At 69.1% G+C, this 14,978-nt stretch carries 15 protein-coding genes and 1 tRNA gene; 12 read left to right on the plus strand and 4 right to left on the minus strand.

The window, feature by feature from the left end:
- Positions 1-105 precede the first annotated feature (105 nt).
- On the plus strand, positions 106-1,485 hold the full coding sequence (locus tag MD221_RS07230; protein ID WP_242110660.1) for an ATP-binding protein: 1,380 nt from the start codon (positions 106-108) through the stop codon (positions 1,483-1,485).
- Between the two features lie 42 nt (positions 1,486-1,527).
- Here MD221_RS07230 and MD221_RS07235 read toward each other — a convergent pair whose 3' ends face one another.
- Entirely contained in the window at positions 1,528-2,271 is a 744-nt protein-coding gene (locus MD221_RS07235) for a M90 family metallopeptidase (RefSeq protein WP_277928884.1), read from the minus strand.
- A gap of 90 nt (positions 2,272-2,361) precedes the next feature.
- Entirely contained in the window at positions 2,362-2,643 is a 282-nt protein-coding gene (locus MD221_RS07240; RefSeq protein WP_242109051.1) for a hypothetical protein, read from the minus strand.
- Between the two features lie 203 nt (positions 2,644-2,846).
- Here MD221_RS07240 and birA point away from each other — a divergent pair, with 203 nt between their 5' ends.
- Together birA and MD221_RS07250 are read left to right on the plus strand one after the other, a co-directional pair.
- Positions 2,847-3,854 (plus strand): bifunctional biotin--[acetyl-CoA-carboxylase] ligase/biotin operon repressor BirA, encoded by a 1,008-nt coding sequence (birA, locus tag MD221_RS07245; protein ID WP_242109061.1) that lies wholly within the window; start codon positions 2,847-2,849, stop codon positions 3,852-3,854.
- Positions 3,851-4,591: a type III pantothenate kinase gene (locus MD221_RS07250; RefSeq protein WP_242109072.1), complete on the plus strand. Its 741-nt coding sequence runs from the start codon at positions 3,851-3,853 to the stop codon at positions 4,589-4,591. Before birA ends, MD221_RS07250 begins: the two co-directional genes overlap by 4 nt.
- On the opposite strand, the gene MD221_RS07255 is transcribed toward MD221_RS07250, so the two are convergent.
- Positions 4,592-5,299 carry a glutathione S-transferase family protein gene (locus MD221_RS07255; protein WP_242109074.1) on the minus strand — a complete coding sequence of 236 codons (708 nt, stop codon included), beginning with the start codon at positions 5,297-5,299 and terminating at the stop codon, positions 4,592-4,594.
- 81 nt (positions 5,300-5,380) lie between these two features.
- Here MD221_RS07255 and MD221_RS07260 point away from each other — a divergent pair, with 81 nt between their 5' ends.
- The 3 genes from MD221_RS07260 to MD221_RS07270 all read left to right on the plus strand — a co-directional run bounded on the left by MD221_RS07260 (position 5,381) and on the right by MD221_RS07270 (position 7,592).
- Positions 5,381-6,307 (plus strand): LysR substrate-binding domain-containing protein, encoded by a 927-nt coding sequence (locus tag MD221_RS07260; RefSeq protein ID WP_242109076.1) that lies wholly within the window; start codon positions 5,381-5,383, stop codon positions 6,305-6,307.
- 69 nt (positions 6,308-6,376) lie between these two features.
- Positions 6,377-7,216 (plus strand): SPOR domain-containing protein, encoded by an 840-nt coding sequence (locus MD221_RS07265; RefSeq protein WP_242109085.1) that lies wholly within the window; start codon positions 6,377-6,379, stop codon positions 7,214-7,216.
- 300 nt (positions 7,217-7,516) lie between these two features.
- Positions 7,517-7,592 (plus strand) — tRNA-Thr (locus MD221_RS07270).
- Between the two features lie 9 nt (positions 7,593-7,601).
- On the opposite strand, the gene MD221_RS07275 is transcribed toward MD221_RS07270, so the two are convergent.
- A complete protein-coding gene (locus MD221_RS07275) occupies positions 7,602-7,889 on the minus strand; it encodes a helix-turn-helix domain-containing protein (protein WP_242109097.1) in 288 nt (95 codons plus the stop codon).
- Between the two features lie 90 nt (positions 7,890-7,979).
- Here MD221_RS07275 and MD221_RS07280 point away from each other — a divergent pair, with 90 nt between their 5' ends.
- From MD221_RS07280 to MD221_RS07305, 6 genes are all read left to right on the plus strand, one after another.
- Positions 7,980-8,441, plus strand: a complete 462-nt coding sequence (locus MD221_RS07280; RefSeq protein WP_242109099.1) for a DUF1207 domain-containing protein — start codon at positions 7,980-7,982, stop codon at positions 8,439-8,441.
- Between the two features lie 607 nt (positions 8,442-9,048).
- Positions 9,049-9,873 carry a hypothetical protein gene (locus tag MD221_RS07285; RefSeq protein ID WP_242109100.1) on the plus strand — a complete coding sequence of 275 codons (825 nt, stop codon included), beginning with the start codon at positions 9,049-9,051 and terminating at the stop codon, positions 9,871-9,873.
- A 617-nt stretch (positions 9,874-10,490) separates the two neighbouring features.
- Complete coding sequence (locus tag MD221_RS07290; RefSeq protein ID WP_242109103.1) at positions 10,491-10,790, plus strand: helix-turn-helix transcriptional regulator; 300 nt, start codon at positions 10,491-10,493, stop codon at positions 10,788-10,790.
- Between the two features lie 3 nt (positions 10,791-10,793).
- A complete protein-coding gene (locus MD221_RS07295) occupies positions 10,794-13,160 on the plus strand; it encodes a bifunctional DNA primase/polymerase (protein ID WP_242109112.1) in 2,367 nt (788 codons plus the stop codon).
- Positions 13,161-13,755: 595 nt separating this feature from the next.
- On the plus strand, positions 13,756-14,268 hold the full coding sequence (locus MD221_RS07300) for a hypothetical protein (protein ID WP_242109115.1): 513 nt from the start codon (positions 13,756-13,758) through the stop codon (positions 14,266-14,268).
- Positions 14,261-14,506, plus strand: a complete 246-nt coding sequence (locus MD221_RS07305) for a hypothetical protein (protein ID WP_242109124.1) — start codon at positions 14,261-14,263, stop codon at positions 14,504-14,506. Before MD221_RS07300 ends, MD221_RS07305 begins: the two co-directional genes overlap by 8 nt.
- Positions 14,507-14,978 lie beyond the last annotated feature (472 nt).

Consider the following 14,978-nt stretch of genomic DNA (forward strand, 5'->3'; position numbering starts at 1 on the left):
GGGAGATGGGCGCGAGGCGCTCGTTCCCGGGCGCGAGCCGGTAGACTCCCACAGCGCATGGCGACCCCACGCAAACCCCTGCTGCCGGCCTGGCGCCCGCGTTCGCTGCGGGCCCGGCAACTGCTGACCGCGAGCATCATCCTGGTCGCCTTCGTGGCCCTGACCGGGTACGTGCTGTACCTGGCCTTCGTCAACGTCGCCGGCCAGCTGCAGCGCGACCGCCTGCGCGCCTACGCCTTCAACTATGCCGGCAGCGTCGAGTTCTTCCGCAACGGCGACATCTACGTGCCAGAAGTGCCGCCGGACCCGCGCTTCGACCGGCCCGGCAGCGGCCTGTACGCGGCGATCGTCTCGCGCGAGCTGCGCTGGGAGTCGATGTCCACCCGCGGCCCGCAACTGCCGGAAGTGAACATGCTCGCGCCCAAGCAGGAGGAGTTCCGCGGGCCGATCGCGATCACCAACACCGACGGGTCCCACGGCGAGGTCTTCCGCTACGGCATCGGCCTGACCTACGTGCAGGAAGCCGACGGCGGCGGCGAGGTCGAGATCCCCTACACCGTCTACGTGATGGAGGACGAGGGCACGCTGGCGCGGCAGATCCGCCTGTTCCGCGGGGCGTTGTGGAGCTACCTCGGCATCAGCGGCGTCGGCCTGCTGCTGCTGCAGATCCTCATCCTGCGCTGGAGCCTGCGCCCGCTCGACAACGTGGTCGCCGAGCTCAAGCGCGTGCAGCGCGGCCAGGCCAACCGCATGAGCGAGCAGCACCCGCGCGAACTGGCGCCGCTGACCGAGAGCATCAACGCGCTGATCGAGAGCGAGCGCGAGAACCTGGAGCGCCAGCGCAACACCATGGCCGATCTCGCGCACAGCCTGAAGACGCCGCTGGCGGTGCTGCGCACGCGCCTGGACGGCGACGCCAGCGAGTCGGAGCTGCGCGAGGAGGTGGCCACGCAGCTGCGGCGCATGAACGACATGGTCGGCTACCAGCTCAGCCGCGCCGCCTCCGGCGGCCACAAGCTGTTCGCCGCGCCGATCCTGATCGAGCCGCACGCCGAGCAGATCGTGCGCGGGCTGGAGAAGATCTATTCGCGCAAGGGCGTGATCTGCGAGTTCGAGATCGACGGCCAGGCGCGCTTCCACGGCGAGCCGGGCGACCTGCAGGAGCTGCTGGGCAACCTGCTGGAGAACGCCTTCAAGTGGGCCAAGTCGCGCGTGCTGCTCACCGTGCAGGCCGGCGCCAGTTCCGCCGGGCGCCGCCCCGGCCTGATCCTGGCGGTGGACGACGACGGCCCGGGCATCCCCGACGATCGCATCGCCCACGTGCTGCAGCGCGGGGTGCGCGGCGACGAGCGCGTGCAGGGCCATGGCATCGGCCTGGCCATCGTGCAGGACATCGTGCGCAGCTATCGCGGCGTGCTCAACGTCGGCCCGTCGCCGGAACTGGACGGGGCGCGCTTCGAGATCACGCTGCCGCCCGGGCTGTGAAGCGGGCGGCCGGCGCGAATCCCGCGCCGGGCCGCCGGCTGCCTATTTCTCCGCGCCGAAAGGCGAAGGTCCGTACAGGCGCGCCAGGTGCGCGGCCACCGCCGGCATCTGCGCCTGCAGCGTGCGCGGATCGCTGAAGTGGTACTCGCTGCACACGGCGAAGAATTCCTCCGGCGCCTCGGCGGCGTAGGCATCGATGGCGGTCTCGCGGCCGCGGTCGACCTCGGCGGCGAAAGCATCGTAGGCGTGCTGGAAGTCGCGCGCCCATTGCGTCTGCCAGGCGCGCGGCAACGGCGGCGTACCGTCCAGGACGCCGTCGAGCGCGTCGAGCTTGTGCGCCATCTCGTGCACGGCGACGCAGAAGCCGGCGTCGGGTTCGTCGAGATCGGCCTGGATGTCGGCCCAGGACAGGATCAGCGGCCCGTGTTCCCAGGATTCGCCGCTCAGCTCGTCGTCCCACTCGTGCAGCACGCCGGCGGCGTCGACGTGGCTGCGGTTCACGCGGAACGCGTCCGGATAGACGATCAGCTGCGACCAGCCGTGCAGGCCCTCGGCGCCGAACTCCAGCAGCGGCAGGCAGCACAGCGCGGCGAGCAGCGCACGCCGGTCCTCGTCCAGCGACAGGTCGCCGACCGGCGTGATGGTCTTCTCGTGCAGGAAGCGGGACGCCAATGCCTGCAGGCGTCCTTCGCGCTCGCCGTCGAGCGCGGCGATCCAGCGCGCGCGGGCGCGCAAGGCCTGCCAGCGTTCGGGGGAAATCGGTTCGGGCGTGGCGCCTGCAAGCAGGCGGCGGATCAGCTTGCGCACGTCGAGCGGCGAAGAGGTTTCGTCAGGCCAGGTTTGTCTCGGCGCCCGCGCGGCGCCGCGTGCATCGGCTCAGCGGAACATGCCCGGCAGGAAGCTGTGCCAGCGCGGCGGACGCACGTCGCCCATGTCGCCGTTCTCGCGCGGCACCACGGGCTTGGTCTTGCCGACCTTGCGCACCGGCGCCGGCTTGGCCGCGACCACCGGCGTGGCGGGCGCATGATCCTCGTCGGTGTGCGCGGGCATGTCCATGCACGCGCCGCCGCCGTTCGGGCCGAGGCGGCGGGCTTCTTGCGCCATCAGCGGGAAGCTGATGCAAAACAGCAGCAGGCAAACGGCGGGGCGGGGGGACATGGCGGTATTCCGATCCTGGAAAGGCCCTGGTCGACAGCGGACTATACCCCGACAATCGCGCGGCTGCAGGGAAACCCATGCTGCTTCGCAGCAAATCCGTGGCGCCTGGCGGGGCGTCGCGCCAGGCCTCAGCCCGCCGTCCGGCGCCGGCATCCGGCCCGCGCTTCGGGCTTGGCTTTCGGGGCGCGCGGCATAATGGCCGCATGAACGCCGAACGCGCCCTGCTCGAACGCCTGATCGCCGGTCCCGCCACGGGCGACGCGCTGGCCAGCGACAGCGGGCAGACAAGGGCGGCGGTCTGGAAGCGGATCGAGGCCCTGCGCGAGGCGGGGGTGGCGATCGAGGCCCGCCCTGGCCGCGGCTACGCCCTGGCGCAGCCGCTGTCGCTGCTGGCGGCCGAGACGATCCTGGCGGGCCTGCCGGCGCAGACGCGCGCACAGGTGGCCGCGCTGGAGGTCGCCTGGTCGCTGGATTCCACCAACTCGGAACTGCTGCGCCGCCCGGCGCCCGCCGCCGGCTATGCGGAGATCCTGCTGGCCGAGCGCCAGACCGGGGGGCGCGGCCGGCGCGGACGCCACTGGGCCTCGCCACTGGCCGCGAATCTCTACTTGTCCCTGGTGCGCGGCTTCGAAGGCGGGCTGGCGCGACTGGGCGGACTGAGCCTGGTCGCCGGGGTCGCCGCAGCCGAGGCGCTGCAAGCCCTCGGCATCGCCGGCGTGCGCCTGAAATGGCCGAACGATCTGGTCGTGGCCGAAGGCGGCGGCGCGGCGCCGGAGCTGCGCAAGCTGGGCGGGCTGCTGGTCGAGGGCGGAGGCGAGCATGCCGGTCCGGTGCGCGCGGTGATCGGCCTCGGGCTCAACGTGCGCATGCCGGAAGCCGCCACGGCCGGTATCGAGCAGCCCTGGATCGACCTTGCCGCGCTGGCGCAGACGTCTCCCGACCGCAACCGCGTCGCCGCGGCATTGCTGGCCCGGCTGTTGCCGGCGCTGGACCTGTTCGATCGCGAAGGACTGGCGCCGTTCCTGCCGCGCCATGCAGCCCTGGACGCGCTGGCCGGGCGCGAGGTGGCGGTGCACGGCGCCGAATCCCGGGATGCGCCCGTCCACCGCGGCACCGCGCTCGGCCTGGCGGCGGACGGCGCGCTGCGCGTGCGCCTGCCCGAAGGCGAGCGCAGCTTCCATGCCGGCGAAGTGAGCGTGCGCGCGCGATGACGGTCTGGCTGTTCGACCTGGGCAACTCGCGCCTGAAGTGCGCGCCGCTGCGCGAGGACGGCGGCCTCGGCGGCATCGTGCATCTCGCGCACGACGGCGCCGGCTTCGGCCGGGACTGGCAGGCGGCGCTGCCGGAGCGGATCGAGGCCGCCTACGTGTCGAGCGTGGCGCAGCCCGCCTTGCGCGTCGCGCTGCTCGACGCGCTGACCCAGCGCTGCGGACGCATTTCGCTGGCGCGCACGCAGGCGCGTTTCGGCGAGGTTCGCATCGCCTATGCCCGGCCGGAGCGGCTGGGCGTCGATCGTTTTCTCGCCCTGCTGGCGGCGCGGGCGCGCGATCGGGCGCCGACGCTGCTGGCCGGCATCGGCACCGCGCTCACCATCGACCTGCTCGATGGCGACGGCCGCCATCGCGGCGGGCGCATCGCGCCGTCGCCGGCGCTGATGCGCGCGGTCCTGCATGCGCGCGCCGCGCAGCTGCCCGAACAGGGCGGGCGCTACGCCGAGTTCGCCGACGACACCGACGATGCCTTGGCCTCCGGCTGCGACGGCGCGGCGCTGGCCCTGGTGGAGCGCAGCCTGCGCGCGGCGACCGACCTGCTCGGACAGGCGCCGCGCCTGCTGGTGCACGGCGGCGGCGCCGAGGTGCTGTTCGAACGCCTGCCGCAAGCACGCGCCGCACCGTCGCTGGTGCTGGAGGGCCTGGCGATCTGGGCGACGGCCAGCGACGGTCGTTGATCAGGCGGCGCGCCGGAGTCCGCCCAGCGCCGCATCCAGGCCGATCTCGCCCTCGAATCCTCCCGCGCCCTGCGCCGGCACGCCCTGTTCGATGGCGTGCGCGAACATCACCGCCGGATCGGCTTCGAGCCTGTCGTACAGGCGCTGCACGTTCGGATAGTCGCGGCGGTCGATCACCTCGTGGTACTGCGTCCAGCGCGCGATGCCGATGAAGTAGGCGTCGGCCAGCGAGCGCCGCTCGCCGAGCAGCCACTCCTTGCCCTCGAGCATCGCGTCGAGCTCCGCGTGCGCCTTCTCGACCTTGCCGCGCCCGTATTCGGTCAGGGCGGTCTTGGCCTCGCCGTCGATGGCATGTTCGAGCGCGTGCCAGAGCGGGCCGAAGGCGTTGAAGAAGGTCGTGTTGAGGAAGGCCAGCATGCGGTTGAGCCGGTCGAAGTCGGCCGTGCCTTGGGCGAAGCCGAGGCCGCGGTCGATGCCCTGCGCGGCGATGTGGTTGAGGATGGCCAGGCTCTCGCTCAGCGCGACGCCCTCGGCGGTGAGCAGCGTGGGCGTCTCGGCGAGGGGATTGAGGCGGCGGTAGGCGTCGGTATGCACCATCTCCGGCATTTCCATCCGGCACAGGCGGTAGGGCGCGCCCAGCCATTCGAGGGCGACGATGGAGCCGAAGGAGCAGCCGGAGGGGACGCCGTAGAACAGGATCGGGGACATGCGGGGATCTCCAGAGAAAGCCGCGGTTGCGGGGTGGAGATACGGTATTAGCGTGGACCTTGGTCGAGTAGTCGGCAAAAAATGGACGTAAAGTCCACGTTTGTGTACTTTCCGGCGATGCTCAACCTCAACGATCTGGTCCTGTTCGCCGCCGCCGTCGAGCACGGCGGGTTCGCGGCCGCCTCGCGCCGGCTGGGCGTTCCCAAGTCGACGATCAGCAAGCGCGTGGCCGCGCTCGAGGAAGCCCTGGGCGTGCGCCTGATCCACCGCACCTCGCGCAGCTTCGCGCTCACAGACACCGGCCGCGATTTCCACGAGCATGCGCGTGCCGCGCTGATCGAGACCGAGGCCGCCGAGGAGATCGTGCGCAGGCGCGTCGCCGAACCCAGCGGCACGGTGCGCATCACGGCCAGCGTGCCGGCGGCGCAGGATCTGCTGGCCGAGCACCTGCCCGCGCTGGCGCGTGCTTATCCGCGCCTGGGCGTGCAGCTCGACGTGACCGATCGTTTCGTCGACCTGGTCCAGGAGGGCTACGACATCGCGGTACGCAGCCATTTCGCGCCGCTGCCCGATTCGGGGCTGATCCAGCGCCAGGCCGCAGCGGAGGCGATCGTGCTCGTCGCCGCGCCGCAGTACCTGGCCGAGCGCGGCGCGCCGCGTTCGCCGCAGGATCTGGCCGCGCACGACGCGCTGCTCACCGCCCCGGGCGCGACGACGTGGTCGCTGACGGGCGCGGACGGCGCCCGCGCGGAGGCCGTGCCGGTGGCGCGCATGATCGCCAACGAGGGCCGCGTGTTGCTCGCCGCTGCCCAGGCCGGCCTCGGCCTGACCTGTCTTCCGGAGCGGATGTGCCGCGCCGCCTTCCAGGCCGGTGTCCTGGTACGGGTGCTGCCGGCGTGGACGGCCGGCCACGTGACCACCACGCTGGTGATGCCGCACCGGCGCGGGCAGCTGCCCGGCGTGCGGGCAACGGTGGACTTCCTGCTCGACTGCCTCGCACGGCGCTGAGCCTGCCTCCGCAACCGATGCCCCGGTCGCCATGGTCATTGGGCGCGGCAAATCAATAGAATCCCGACCATGCTCCTGCGCGCCCTGCTCGTTCTGCTGATCGTCCTCAACCTCGGGGTCGCCCTGTGGTGGGCGACGCGCGGCGACGATGCGGGCGTGGCGCCGATCGCGCAACCGCAAGGCGTCGCACGCCTGCAGCTGCTGCGCGAATCGCGCGGCACGCTCGCCCCGCGTCCCGCCGCGGTGCCATCGACCGGGGTGCCGCCGACATCCTCGACGCCGTCGCCGGCCCAGGTGCCCGCTTCGCCTGCGCCGACTGCCGCCACCACGGCGGGTACGGCTGCGGCGCCCGCCGCGGCGGCCAACACCGCGACAGCGAACACCACCGTGCCCGCCACGCCGCCGCCGGATGCGGCGGCAACGCCGGCTGCCGCGGTGCCTCCCGCCGCGCGCTGTTTCGCGCTCGGGCCTTTCGAGAACGCGGAGCAGGCGGCGCAGGCGCGCGCGCAATTGCAGTCGAAAGTGACGCGCCTGCGCGAGCGCAGCCTCACGCCCGGCGCGCGCGGCTGGCGCGTGAAGATGCCGGTGGCGGGCAACCGCGAAGCCGCGCAGGCCGTGGCGGCGAAGATTTCCGCCGCCGGTTTCGACGATTTGTTCGTCGCCGCCGACGGCGAGGCGAACAGCACCATCGCGCTGGGCCGCTACGGCAGCGAACGCGCCGCGCGCAGCCGCGAAGCCGCGCTGCACGCGGCGGGGTTCGCCGACGCGCTCGCCGAGCCGGTCGGCGGCAGCGCCCAGGCCCAGACCTGGATCGACGTCGCCGCCCCCGCCGGCTTCGAGACCGCGGCCGCGCGCCGCATCTCCGGCGCCGCCCGCGCCGACACGATCGATTGCGCCAAGGTGCCGTAACGGCCAGTTCGCCAGGCGCGGGTGTCGGCCCGCCCGTCCTTCCGCCGCGCCGGCCATGTTCCTCGCGTAGAATGCGCCCCGCGGCGCCCGCGCATCGCTCCGCGCTTGCGGTCTTCCATCGGGCATCGCACGATGCCGATCATGCCGGCATAGCTCAGTTGGTAGAGCAACCGCCTTGTAACTCGGACGCGGTTGTTGTGGTGACCGGCGGAAAGGCTAAGCGCGGCAAGGCTTTAGGCTCGCCAGCGCGTAGACTGTGGGTCGAGCCGAACACGGTTTGAGCAAAAGAAGTACGACATCGCCGCTTTAGCTCAGTTGGTAGAGCAACTGATTTGTAATCAGTAGGTCGTCCGTTCGAATCGGACAAGCGGCACCATTCCTGCGGTCAGCGCCCCTTCGCGCTGCTCTTTCTGGACCTCGGGCGCAGCCTGGCCGCGCGCTGCTCCAGGTACTCGCCCAGCAGCCCGAGCGGCTCCACGCCGAGCGCCTCGGCGAACTCGACCAGCTCCACGGCGTCGATCCGACGCTCCCCGCGCTCGCACTTCGACACGAAGGTCTGCGTATTCCCCAGCCGCTCGGCCAGATCGACCTGCGACACGCCGACCCGCTTGCGGGCCGCCTTCAGGACGGCCAGCAGTAACTGGTAGTCGGGGTTGTGGGTCGATTGGGCCATCGCGCGGTGACAGGCAGGTCACCGCACGCTAGAGTCCGTATTGGATTAGTCCAAAATAGACTATTTACTAGCGTTGCTCAGGGGGAGTGCATGAAGCGGATGGGGATTCTTCTGGTCGTCCTGGTGGTCCTGGCCTGGATCGGGTCGAAGGTGGTGCCGCGCAGCGAGCCCGCGGTTGCCGACACGCCCGCCGCAGTGGCCGAGGCGTCGCAGAAGCAGGCGCAGCATCCAGAGGCGTCGAAGCCCGAGCCGGAGCAACCCATGTCGGCGGCCAAGAAGAAGGCGCAGCAGGAGAAGTGGTTCGGCGCCGAGACCATCGTCGCGGCCGAGCGCGCCGTCAGGCGCGAGCTGAAGGACCCGGACTCAGCGCACTTCAAGGACGTGCGCGCCAACTACACCGAGGAGTTCGGCATGGTCGCCTGCGGTCGGGTCAACGCCAAAAACGAGTTCGGCGGATACATGGGTTTCCGGCGCTTCGTGTCGAGCGGCAAGAGCGTGATCCTTGAGGGGCGGGATAACGTCGCCGACGCCTGGGCGGGGGCATGTCTTTGATACGGTCACGATGAAGTTAAAGAGCCACCGCAAAGGTGGCTCTTTATTCGTGGACAGAACACACGCAGTCAGCGAACTCGCTGGGCATGGCACGTTAAGCCGATACCGCCAGATGGCTAGCGCATTCTCCTATCTCGCTAGTGGCTCACCGCCGCGCCTCGCCTAGCATCCATCACGCATCAGCGCCGCACGCCACTTTCTAGGGAAGGCTGGTTGACCTGGCTTATTGGGTAGACCGTCTACGCTCGTATGGTGTCCGTACGTACCGATCTACGGCGAGCATCGGCCGTTCTACACGAGATGTAAGCTCCTCGCTTCGCCCTGGGTAAAAACCGATCTGTATGATCTCAGCTCTTTCATAGATGCGTGACTCAAAGCACGTTTATAGGGCGAGCCGCGATTGCCAGCCCACACTTAGGCCTTCCTATCATCCGGATAGAAGGATGATCTTGTCGGTATGCGTAAACGCATATCGGATAATTCCTTTAAAATCAGCTAGATAGCCGTACTACCTTCAGCGACCTTGGACTTCATATGTCTGGTATGACGAGACGCTTGCAGTCGTCGAGCCGCTCATGTACGCTACCATCATCCTGGAGGAACCGTGATGAGCGACGAACTGGACAACTCAGACGAAGCCGACGCCCTCGCGACCAACGGTGGGGCGCAGGCTAGCCCGCGCCCGCGCATGAACAAGCTGGTCAAGGTGATCCCTACCGACCGGGTGAGCTTCGACAAGCAGATGAGCGTACTGCGCGCATACGCCGCAGCCAGTGGGCCCGAGAAGAAAGCTGTGTCGAACGACGAGGTTTCTGCCGTGATTTCGGGGTTGGCGGCGTCGTCGATCTCGCTCTGCAACCCCTACCTCAGCGACTGTGGCTTCCTCATCGCTGAGGGGCGCAAGCAGCGGCCGGTCGACGCGGTGTTCGACTACCTGCACGCATACGAGTGGAACCCCGACACGGCTGCGACCAAGCTGCGCGGAATTATGGCGGAGACGTGGGCGGCCAAGGAATTGCTGCCGAAACTGGGTTTCCGTCAACTGAGTAAGGACGAGGCCATCCAGTTCCTGGCGGACGCGTCGAAAGCCCAGAAGGGGCATCGGCGGAATCTGGAGACCGTGCTGGACTACCTGGGCACCACCGGCGTCGTGAACGTCGACGGCAACACTGTCTCGAAGGTCTCGGGTGCGCCGCTCGGTAACGATCCGCCGCCCCCGCCGCCAGCGGCAGATGACAAACACAAGGGCGGTCAGCGTACTCCGAAGTCGGACGACGTGGAGCACTTTACGATCCCGATCCCCGGCAAGGAGGCTGCGGTCATCACGGTGCCGAAGAATCTGGACGCCGATGACTGGGACATGCTGAGCACGATGATCGGCACCTATATCGCGCGTATGCGCAAGGACAGCACCAAGGGGAGTGCGTCATGAGGAGATAGCGTGCCTGCGCGCCACCGCCCACCGCGAGTGACCGGGCTTTCCGTGCGCACAGGCCAGAAACAAAGCGGGGTGAGGCCCTTGGAAGCCCCACCCCGCGTGGAAAGCGAGTCGCTCACCTTTGTTTGTACTGCAAGCCCACGTGGCGAAACTGGTAAACGCAGCGGTCTTTAAAACCGACATCCGGCCAGGATTTGCGGGTTCGAGTCCCGCCGTGGGCATTCAATTCTAGCATTTTGATGCCACCTGTGCAGCACCTCGCCCGTCCAGGGACGGTGCTGCCTCCGCAGGGGGTAGGGGACCTCGACGCACCGCCTGATACTAGATCGGCCTAGACCGAACCGAATGACACGGGCTCATCGGGGAAACCGGGCGAAGTGCTGGTATGCGCGCGAGAACCATCCGGGTACAGTGTGGTTAATCGGGCTGCGGACCAGACCAGCCCGAGGATCGTCGGCAATGGCTATGGCGATCAGAAGTGCTTTCGGTGGCAAGAACAGCCGAGGCCAGCCCAGCGTGACGACCTGGGCAGCCCATCTCTGCGACGCACAGCAGGCCCAGTCCCCCGGCGGCATTCCGCCGTCGCGGGAACTTGGAGATGGAGCACGCCTGTGACTACCCCCGAACCCATGAAGCTCACCCCCGAGGAGCTGGCCGAGCTGCACGCGCTTCCCGACGAGGCGATGGTCAAGCCCGAGGAGGCCGCCGCGCTCTTGCGGCTCAAGCGCGCTACGTTGTCGTGGTACCGCTGCCACGGCGGCGGGCCGAAGTACTCCCGCGTCGGGCCGAAGCTGATCCGCTACCGCATGGGCGACCTGCGCGACTACGCCAGGGGCCAGCCGATGAGCGAGGGCGTCCGCAAGGTCGCCGCCGCGATGCTGGCCGCCCGCATCGCCAACGCGGAGGGCTGAACGATGGCCGGAGAAGAAAACGCCCGCGTGCAAGGCGGGCGCAAGGTTACAACTGACCAGGAGACGGAGCTTGCCGAAGCTCACAGGGTCAATGATGCCGAGCGGCACCCCGCCGATACGCCATCATTCGACGACGCCGAGTTCCTGGTCCGCGCCGGCTACGAGTTGGTCCCCCTGAGGGGTGGCAGCAAGGCGCCGAGGGACAAGGACTGGCCGAACCGCCGCTACGACCCCGTCGAAGTGTTGGCGGAGACACGGGCCCGCGGCGGCAACCTGGGCGTGCGGCTGCGCGCTGCCGACCTGGTCGTGGACGTAGACCCGCGCAACGGTGGCGACGCCTCGCTCCGCGCGTTGGTCGCCGAAACCGGCCTGGACCTGGATCGCTGCCCACACGTCGCGACGGGTGGCGGCGGGCATCACTACTACCTTCGCAAGCCGGAAGGGCTGGCCACCGTCGGCAGGCTGCCGCAGTTCCCCGGCATCGACTTCAAGAAGCACGGCGGGCAGGTCGTCGCGCCAGGCTCTGTGCACCCCGAGACCGGGTGCCGGTACGAGTCGGAGTTCTGGATGCTCGGCCCCGACGAGACACCGGGCGCGCCGCCCGCGCTGCTCGAACTTCTGCGCGTCCGCCAGGTCGAGATGCCCGAGGGGACCGGCGACACCGACAGGTGGGGCGAGATCACGCCGGAGCAACTCGCCGCCGCGCTGGCCGACCTGCCGCCCGACGACTACGGCGAGGGCACGCACGACGAATGGTTCCAGCTCATGTGCGCCTGCCACCACGCGACCGCGGGCGCGGGGCGCGAGGAGTTCATCGCCTGGAGCACGCAGGCCGCTGGATACGGCGACCACGCGGAGTCCATCGGCTACCGCTGGGACTCGCTCGCGTCCCGCACAGGCCAGGGCGGCAGGCCGACCACGGTGCGCCACCTGCACCAGGTGCTCGCCAAGCACGGCGCGGGCGTCCCGCACGCCGCGCCGGAGGACGACTTCGACGCCTACGAAGACCCAGCCGAAATCGGCCGGGGAGTGGACGACGCGACGCTGCGCCAGCCGCCGAAGCTTGAGGGCAAGGCAGCAATCCTGGAGGAGATGAACGCCCAGCACTGTGTCGTCATGGAGAACGGCAAGTTCCGCGTCTTCACAGAGGAGTTCGACCCGGTACTCGGCAGGCACTTCTACCAGCGCTCCACTAAGGAGGACTTCCAGAACCTCTACTGCAACAGCTTCGTCGAGCAGGTGAACGACAGGCCGACGACGCGGGCGCAGTTCTGGCTCAAGCACCCGCAGCGGCGCCAATACAAGGGCGTCATCTTCGACCCGTCAGGCGACCACGACGGATGGCTGAACCTGTGGCGCGGCTGGGCCGTCGATCCGGCGCCGGGTGACTGGTCGCTGCTGGACCAGCTCATCCGCGAGGTGCTGACCGATGGCGACCCGCAGGGCTACCGCTACGTGCTGAACTGGATGGCCGCGATGTTCCAGCGTCCCTCGGAGGCGGCCGAGGTGGCGATCGCCTTCAGGGGCGCGAAGGGCACGGGCAAGGGCACGCTCGGCCGCGTACTCCAGCACATCGCCGGGGCACACGGGTTGCACATCAGCTCGCCGGAGCACATCACCGGCCGGTTCAACTCGCACCTGCAGAACTGCGTCTGCCTGTTCGCCGACGAGGCCTTCTGGGCGGGCGACAAGTCGGGCGAGGCGAAGCTGAAGGCGTTGGTGACCGAGCCGACTGTCGCCTATGAGGGCAAGGGCCGCGACGCCGTGATGGGCAAGAACCTGATCCACATCGTCATGGCCTCCAACTCCGACTGGGTCGTGCCCGCGGGCCTGGACGGCGAGCGGCGCTTCGCGGTGTTCGAGGTGAACGACTCGCGCAAGGACGACCACGCGTTCTTCAGCGCGCTGAACCGCCAGCTAGACGAGGGAGGCCGCGCCGCCTTCCTGCACGACATGCTCGCGCGCGACATCCGGGGATGGCACCCGCGCAACGAAATCCCGCAGAACAGCGCGCTTGCCGACCAAAAGCTGCGCGGCATGGAACCCGAGTTCGAGTGGTGGCACTCGTTGCTATACGTGGGTGAGCTGCCCGGCTTCGGTGATGACAGGGACTGGGATGCCGGCGCGATCGAGCTGGACAAGGACGAGTTCTATGACAGCTACCTGGCCTTCGCGCGCAGTCGCACGAAGCGTCCCAGAACGTTATCTGGCCTGGCAAAGGTCCTGCTCACCAAGGTGGGCGTGACGAAGCGGCAGATAAGGAGCGGTACCCGCAAGGGCCGGTGGGTGTACGTGATCCCCGCGCTCGACCAGGCTCGAAACAGGTTTGCCGCGATCGTGGGAGCAAACCCAAAGCAGCTATGGGACTGAGCTGGGCACAGCTTCAGAACCGTGCGCCGCACACTCGGCGCACGGCTTTTTTCTTGCTCGTTTCGGTTTACGGATCATGCGCTTAGGCCTCGGTGCACGACACGCCCGAGGTTTTCGGCGCCGAAATCATTTTTAGGACTTTCGGCCCCTATCAGGTCCAGCCGAAGCGCTCGACAGTTGTGAGAGGCGGTCAATTCGTCGTCGGTGAGAAATAAGCTGTGCATGCTGTGCAAGTTGTTCGTAGATCAATAAAGCTAAGTAAAACAAAGAAAAACAACGCACAGCTTCGTGCACAGCTTCCGAATCGCCGTTGAGAACGCGGTGCAGCGCGCCGGATGCGGGAGTCGGTGTGGACTGAGCCTGGACGAGCGCGTCGGACGTGGCGACCTTCAAGGGAACGCGGCCGAGTCGCCGTCCGACCTCGCGCCAGACCTCTCCCTCGCACGCGTGGACCGTCCCGGAGCCGTGGCCCGCTAATCAGCAGGCAGAAAGCGGGGCCACTCCAAGCCGATGACCCCGAAGGAGAAACGCTGGCTTCCTGCGCGCGCCTAACACGACACGATCACGCCGTAAGCCATTTTCTCGGGAGCCGGCCGTGGCCGCAAAGAAGTTCACCCCCGAGGTGCAGGAGGTCTTCCTCCAGGTGCTCGAGGACACCGCGTCGCCGAAGCAGGCGGCCCAGGCGTGCGGCATCTCCAGGCGCCTCGCGTTCGAGTACAAGCAGAACGACGTCGAGTTCCGCACCCGCTGGGAGAAGGCCATCGACGTCGCGATGGACGCGCTCCTGGACGAGGCGTACCGCCGCGCCTGCCTCGGCGTGGAGGAGCCCGTCATCTACCAGGGGCAGCTCTCCACGACGCGCGACCCGCAGACCGGCGACGAGAGGCCGCTCACCGTCAGGAAGCACAGCGACAGGCTCCTGGAGGTGCTGCTCAAGTTCCGCTACGGCGACCAGATGGCGGACAGGCTGCGCGTCAGGGTCGAGGACACGGGCCTGTCGGCCGACGCCCTGCTGGCGATGCCCGCCGACGAGCGCGCGCAGCTCGTGGCGCTCCTGGGCAAGTACAACGCGGCGCGGCCGCACGACGAGGACGGCGACGATGAGTGAGAAGCTGACGGTGGCCGAGGCGCTCGCCAAGGCCGAGCAGATCGACGTGATGCTGGGCGCGATCGAGGGCACTGCGCCCGATGCGGTCCAGGCGATGGGCGGGCGCGACGCCCTGGCCCGGCGCAGCGAGATGACCTGCCTCGGCCCGGTGCCGCGCCTGGACCAGGACGAGTGGGAGCGCATGTCGCTGGAGTACGAGGACAGGCGCGAGCATGGCAGCGTCAACCGGGGCCACTAACGGGCAGCCGGTCGCCGTGGAGGTGGGCGGGGTGCGATACCCCTCCGCCAGGTCGGCGGCCCAGGCGCTCGGGATCGGGTACAGCGCCGTGACGGCGCGCTGCCACGACCCAAGGCACCTGAATTACCGATGGCTCGGCGCCACGCCGGGCAGGCGCCAGGTGCACGACCCATCCACGGTGCGGATGGGCCGGGACGTAGCCGAGCCCTCCCGGTGGGCATTCGACGGGTGCGTGCGACGCGCGCCCGTGGTGGACACCAACTTCGACCCGCCGCGCCTGGTGCGCCGCGTGGGCTGGGTCGGGTGCATGACGTGCGGCAGGCCGCACTGGTCCGACGACGTCGCGCGGGCGCGCATGTGCGTCGAGTGCGGGGGCGCGGGCGGTTGGCCCGTCGGCGCGCGCCCGGACGGGGACCACTGACATTCGATCGGGGAGCGGCGCGACGCCAAGCCCATGAACCGCAAGCCGCCG

Origin of the sequence: Luteimonas aquatica (assembly GCF_022662575.1) — a bacterium.
Classification (GTDB): domain Bacteria; phylum Pseudomonadota; class Gammaproteobacteria; order Xanthomonadales; family Xanthomonadaceae; genus Luteimonas; species Luteimonas aquatica.